The organism is Bifidobacterium sp. UBA6881, from assembly GCA_002451435.1.
Taxonomy (GTDB): domain Bacteria; phylum Actinomycetota; class Actinomycetes; order Actinomycetales; family Bifidobacteriaceae; genus Bifidobacterium.
Map to the genome: position 1 here is coordinate 2,922 of DKCF01000114.1, position 6,671 is coordinate 9,592.

3 protein-coding genes are annotated in these 6,671 nt (G+C 62.7%); 2 read left to right on the plus strand and 1 reads right to left on the minus strand.

Annotated elements, in window-relative coordinates; translation table 11 throughout:
- On the minus strand, nt 1-2,337 hold a 2,337-nt coding region (locus B3C64_RS08715), incomplete at its 3' end, for a glycoside hydrolase family 2 TIM barrel-domain containing protein (protein ID WP_291535099.1).
- 319 nt (nt 2,338-2,656) lie between these two features.
- Between B3C64_RS08715 and B3C64_RS08720 the strand changes: the two genes are divergently transcribed.
- Together B3C64_RS08720 and dcd are read left to right on the plus strand one after the other, a co-directional pair.
- Nucleotides 2,657-5,782 carry a cation-translocating P-type ATPase gene (locus B3C64_RS08720; protein ID WP_291535100.1) on the plus strand — a complete coding sequence of 1,042 codons (3,126 nt, stop codon included), beginning with the start codon at nt 2,657-2,659 and terminating at the stop codon, nt 5,780-5,782.
- 127 nt (nt 5,783-5,909) lie between these two features.
- The gene (gene dcd, locus B3C64_RS08725) at nt 5,910-6,491 is read left to right on the plus strand and encodes a dCTP deaminase (protein ID WP_291535101.1); all 582 of its coding nucleotides are present in this window, start codon (nt 5,910-5,912) and stop codon (nt 6,489-6,491) included.
- Nucleotides 6,492-6,671: the final 180 nt, after the last annotated feature.

The window sequence follows — 6,671 nt, forward strand, 5'->3', positions numbered from 1 at the left end:
CAGCGGCTTGCGCGGCACGAATTCGCGCTCGCCGAACGTGTAGGAGACCATGCCGCCCTGCGCGCGGGAGAACAACGCCTCGCGTCCCGCTCCGCGCACACCGATGTTCCAGCGTCCGATGGTGATGGCGGCGTCGGACGGCGCGGTCGCGGAACCGCCGTCATGGTTCGCCGCAAAGCCTGCGACCACATGCTGTCCGAACGACAGCTCATAGCCTGCCGGCGCCCAGTCGGTCGCCTCGGCAAGCTGCTGCGATGCCTCCAGAACCAGTTCATGCGCGGAATCGCGGTAATCGTCGATCGGCCAATCCACGGCGAAGGAAACGGTTTCGCCTGCTGCCACGTCGAAGCGCCGCTCGGTGCGCCACACCGGAACGCCGTCGGCAAGCACGCGCAATGCGAAGACGTATGCGTCCGTCGACACGAAGAGGTTGTCGTTGCGGATGGTCAGGCCGTCCTCGGTAACGTCGATATGCACGTTCGCATACAGCTGCTTCACGTCCTGCGCCTTCGGCGACGGACGGCGGTCCGCGAATAGCAAACCATCGCCGGAGAACTCGTAATCGGTCGGACGGTCACCGAAATCGCCGCCGTAACGCAGATTGCCGGTGCCGTCATCGATCGCCTGGTCGATGAAATCCCAGATGAAACCGCCCTGATACTGCGGATAGCGTTCCAACGCCGTGTATTCGTCCATGTTGCCGCACGAATTGCCCATGGCATGCATGTATTCGCAGGAAAGATACGGCTTCTTCGGGGTCTTGCCGTCGGTCAGGTACCGTTCGATCTCGTCGGCGTGCGCGTACATGCGGCTTTCGATGTCCGTCACGTCCTCGAAGTCGCGGTCGTGCACGCAGCCCTCGTAATGCACGGGACGGTTCGGATCGACCTCATGCACATGGCGGTACATCGCGCGGAACACCTCGCCCGCGAAGGATTCGTTGCCGAGCGACCAGATGAGCACGCTCGGATGGTTGTAATCGCGGCGCAGCATGCTGTTGACGCGGTCCACGCACGCGCCCTCCCATTCGGGCTTGCTGCCGGGAACGGCGTCCTCGGGCGTCTCCACGTTGTTCGCGACCCAGCTGCCGTGCGTCTCCAGATTGGTCTCGTCGATCAGATAGATGCCGTATTCGTCGCACAGGTCGTACCAGTATTCCTGGTTCGGATAATGCGAAGTGCGGATGGCGTTGATGTTGTGGCGCTTGCAGAACATGATGTCGTCGATCATGTCCTGCCGGGTGATCGCGCGTCCGCGCTTCGCGTCGAATTCGTGGCGGTCCGCGCCCTTGAACACCACGCGCCTGCCGTTAAGCGTCATGATGCCGTTCTCGATGCGGAACGTGCGGAAGCCGATCTTCTGCGTGATGGTTTCGATGGTGCCGCCATCAGGGCCGGTCACGCGGATCGTCAGCTCATACAGCGTCGGTTCCTCCGCGCTCCACGGCGAGACGGTCTCCAACGCATCCGATGCCAGCGTGGTTTCCGCGGCGGCGTCCTGCTCCGATTCCCAGATGACCGTGCCGTTCGCGTCGTGCAGTTGCGCGATGACCTTGCCTGCCTCGTCCGCATCGCGCAGCTGAAGTTTCGCGTCGAGCGAGCCCGTGCGTGCGGCCGCATCCCAATCGGCCTCGATCTGCATGTTCTCGACATGCGTGCGGGGCTGTGCCACGAGCTCGACCGAACGGAACAGGCCGTGCAGACGCCAGAAGTCCTGGTCTTCCAGCCAGGACGCGCTGGAATATTCGAAGCATGCGACGACGAGCGTATGCTCCGCGCCCTTGTCGCGGTTCAGTATGCGCGTGACGTCGAATTCATTCGGCGTGAAACCGTCCTCGCCGTAGCCGACGAACACGCCGTCGAGCCATACGTAGATCGCGGTGGCCATGCCATGGAAGACGAGATTGACGGTGCCATTGTCCTGCAGGTTGCTCGCCAGCGGCTTGCCGAGCGCGAAACGGCGACGGTAGATCGCGACGTGGTTGTTGTCGGGAACGTTCGGCTCCTGCGGGTCCTCATGGCCATCCCATGGGTACTGCACGTTGACGTACTTGTTCTTGAGGTATCCAGCCATCTGCAGGTGCCCCGGCACGTCGATGCTGCCGAAATCGTCGGTCGCGTAGCCCGGCGCGGCGAACGGCGCGTTCTCCACATCGACCTGTGCGGCCTGCGCGATGCGCACGTTCCATTCGCCGTCGAGGCTCTGCGTCGGATTGGTGGATTCCCCGATGGCATACCGATGATTGGAATGCGCCGGTTTGCGGTTCACCGCGAAAACCGTCGGGTCGGTGAGCCAGTTCGCGCTGGCTTTGTCTGCCTGTTCGATTGTTGTTGTCATAGGATTGCCCCTTGCGTTACTGCGTCGTTGCCTGGTATGTCACTTGCGCGACATAAGTAATCAAATTTACCAACAATCACTAATATATCATACTTCCCAAGGGATTTTCTCCGTTTTCCGCGTGCTTCACCGGATGATGTCGATATGGTGAAGCCTGAAACGATGGATTATGCAAAATAGTCACGGTGTGTAATAATGACGGGACATGCATCGACGGCACACGCCCGATGCCCACAACCGCGCAATGCTGCTCCATGCGACGTGATCACGCCGCATGGAGGAACGTTGACTACTCCGCGGCGCTCCCAAGGAGATCACCATGGTTGATCGCAAGGAAGATCAATCCATCCAGCCCCAGCGCCAAACCAGTGCGGGCGATTCCAAGAACACAGCGCGAACGGCGAACGCCGAACATCCGGTCGGACGCCTATCCGATGATGCGACGTCCGATAAGCCGGCATCCGATAATCCGACGCAAGCCAATCCGTCAACGACCGTCGATTCGACAGTGAACGCCGAACGATCGACCGATCCGTCGCTCGCCGACGCCGCACAGGTGGCGCAGTCGCTCGGCGTCGACCCGAACACCGGACTCAGCCGCGCCGAAGCCAAACGACGGCTCGAACAATATGGCCCGAACGAACTCGCATCCGCGCCGCCCGTGCCGAAATGGAGAAAATTCCTCGCGCAATTCAAAGATCCGCTGGTCTACCTGCTGCTCGCCGCGACCGGCATCTCGCTGATCGCATGGTTCATCGAACGCGCCAACGCCGCGCCAGGTGCCCAGACCGAGGCATTGCCGTTCGACGCCATCGTCATCGTGCTCATCCTCATCGTCAACGCGGCGCTCGGCTACATCCAGGAATCGAAGGCGGAAGCGGCGGTCGAGGCGCTCTCCCAAATGACCGCGCCGCAGACCAACGTGGTGCGCGACGGCGCCATCGAACGCATCAACACCACCGACGTGGTGCCGGGCGACGTCATCGTGCTCGGCGAAGGCGACTCCATATCCGCCGACGGACGCCTGTTCGCCGCGGCAAGCCTGCGCGTCGCGGAAGCCAGCCTCACCGGCGAAAGCGTGCCGGTCGGCAAGAAAACCGATACGCTCACCCAGGCCAAAGCCCTCGGCGACCGCGCCAACATGGTGTTCAACGGCACGTCCGTCACCCAAGGCACCGGACGCGCCATCGTGACCAGCACCGGCATGGGCACCCAAGTCGGCAAGATCGCCGACCTGCTGCAAGCCACGGAAGACGACGACAGCCCGCTGCAGAAGGAAATGAACCACGTCTCCAAGATCCTCGGCATCGCCGTGTGCGCCATCGCGGTTATCGTGCTGGCGGCGCTCGCCATCACCGAAGGATTCCACGACGTGCACGACGTCATCGATTCGCTGCTGCTCGCCGTATCGCTCGCCGTCGCCGCCGTACCGGAAGGATTGGCCGCGATTCTGACGGTCGTGCTCGCCTTGGGCGTGCAACGCATGGCGATGCACCATGCGATCGTCAAAAAACTCCACTCCGTGGAGACGCTTGGTTCCGCATCGGTGATCTGCTCCGACAAAACCGGTACGTTGACCCGCAACGAGATGACCGTCGAACGTATCGTCACCCCCAGCGGCGAAGTACGGCTCACCGGCACCGGATACGCGCCCGAAGGCCGCATGGTGGCAGGGGAGCAGGCGCAGCCCGTGGCGGGATCCGCAGCCGAAGCGGAGGCCATCGCCACACTTGCGGTGGGCGCGCTCGCGAACGACGGCGAATTGCGCGAGAACACCACGGACTCCGGTGATGCCCGTTGGGAGGCCATCGGAGATCCGACCGAAGTCTCGTTGATCGTCGCCGCGCGAAAAATCAAGGCGGACCGCAAATACGCGAACTACACGCGCGTCGGCGAAATCCCCTTCACCTCCGAACGCAAGCGCATGTCCATCGTCGCGCAGAACAACACCGACGCGGGCCGGCTCACCCTATTCGCAAAAGGCGCTCCCGACGTGCTGCTCGGCTATTGCGATCGCATCGCCGTGGGCAACGCCGTCCGGCCGATGACGCAGGGCGACCGCCAGCGGATACTCGCGACCGTCGAACGATTGTCTTCCGAAGCGTACCGCACACTCGGCCAGGCATACCGTCCGCTCGGCACCGCATCGCTCGCCGACGTGCCGGGCATCACGCTCGATGCCGCCGGCCAAGTCGCCGACATCGCGGAACAAAGCGACGTGCTCGAACGCGATCTGATCTGGACCGGCATGGTCGGCATCATCGACCCGCCGCGCACGGAAGTACGCGATTCCATCGCCGAAGCGCACCGTGCCGGCATCCGCACCGTCATGATCACCGGCGACCATCCGCTCACCGCGGCGCGCATCGCCAGCGACCTCGGCATCATCACATCCGAAGCCGTGCGTCATGGCGAATCACTGCGCGATGACGTGCTTACCGGCAGCCAGCTCGACGAACTCGCCGACGACCGGGCGCTCGACAACGCCACCGGCACGGTGTCCGTATACGCGCGGGTCGCGCCGGAACACAAGCTGCGCATCGTCGAATCCCTGCAACGGCAGGGGAACATCGTGGCCATGACCGGTGACGGCGTGAACGACGCGCCCGCGGTCAAAACCGCCGACATCGGCGTCGCGATGGGCATCACCGGCACCGAAGTGACCAAGCAAAGCGCCAAGATGATCCTCGCCGACGACAATTTCAGCACCATCGTCGCGGCGGTGCGCGAAGGCCGCGGCATCTTCGACAACATCCGCAAATTCCTCCGATATCTGCTCAGTTCCAACGTCGGCGAGGTGTTCACCGTGTTCGGAGGCGTGATGCTCGCCGGATTCCTCGGCATCACCCAGCCGGGAACCCAAGGCGTCACCGTGCCGCTGCTCGCCACGCAACTGCTGTGGATCAATCTGCTCACCGACGCCGCGCCGGCGCTCGCCATGGGCGTCGACCCGTCCTCCGACGACGTGATGGCGCGCAGCCCGCGTCGCCTGACGGATCGCGTGATCGACGGTGAGATGTGGGGCGACATCATTTTCATCGGCCTCGTCATGGCTGCCGTCACGCTGATCGGCATGGACATGCATCTGGCCGGAGGCCTGTTCACCGACCGTTCCGTCGCCGCCGTCGGACATGAGGCCCAGATGACCGAAGCGCGCACGATGGGCTTCACCATCCTGGTGTTCGCGCAGATGCTCAACGCGCTCGCCTCGCGCTCGCACCTCCAGTCGGCGTTCGACGGATTGTTCTCCAACAAATGGCTGTGGGGCGCGATCGCATTGTCCGCGATGCTGCAGCTGGCGGTCATCTACGTGCCGTTCCTCAACACGGCATTCGGCACCGTACCGCTTTCCGCCGGAGCATGGCTGGAGTGCATCGGTCTCGCGCTGATCGTGCTTGTCGCCTCCGAACTGCGCAAATGCGTGCTGCGCGCGATGCGCCGATAGCTCGCGTCATTGCCGGTCGTGCCTTACATGCGACTTATAGCGCGGCCGCGTTAGACTGGGTGCAGTTTCGCGCGGCCGCGCATTTCGCGCGCCGATATTGATGATGACGATTTTTGGAGGATTTTCGATGCTGCTGTCCGATCGCGACATTCTTGCCGCACAGGCTGACGGTCATATCTCGCTCGACCCGTGGACGCCGGAAATGGTGCAGCCTGCGTCGGTCGACGTGCGGTTGGATCGATTCTTCCGTCTGTTCAACAACCATGCGTACACGTATGTCGATCCGGCCGAGAACCAAGGTGAGCTGACCGAACAGTTCGAGGTGAAGTCCGACGAACCGTGGATTCTGCATCCCGGAGAATTCGCGTTGGGCTCCACGTGGGAGTACGTGAAGCTCGACCCGACCATCGCGGCCCGTCTTGAAGGCAAGAGCTCGCTCGGGCGTCTGGGCATCCTCACCCATTCCACCGCGGGATTCATCGACCCTGGTTTCGAAGGCCACATCACGTTGGAACTGTCGAACGTGTCCACGTTGCCGGTGAAGCTCTGGCCCGGCATGAAGATCGGCCAGATGTGCTTCTTCCAGCTGAGCTCGCCGGCCGAACATCCGTATGGTTCGGCTACCACCGGCTCGCACTACCAGGGCCAGCGCGGTCCGACCCCGAGCCGCTCCTACATCAACTTCTACAAAGCCGACATCGACGACTGACATTGTCCGGCATAATTGTTGTCCGGCAATCCCATAGGGTTGCCGGACAACAATTTTTTATCATCCGTGGCCGGAGTCATGTTCCTAGTGGATGGCATGCGTTTATGCGATGGCGTCCGTCTTCGTCACAGAATCCCCGGCGCGATGTCATGCGCGGCAAGCCAATCGCGCAGGTCGTTG

Coding starts and splice junctions, on each gene's coding strand:
- B3C64_RS08720 (WP_291535100.1), top strand. CDS start 2,657: ATGGTTGATCGCAAGGAAGATCAATCCATCCAGCCCCAGCGCCAAACC.
- dcd (WP_291535101.1), top strand. CDS start 5,910: ATGCTGCTGTCCGATCGCGACATTCTTGCCGCACAGGCTGACGGTCAT.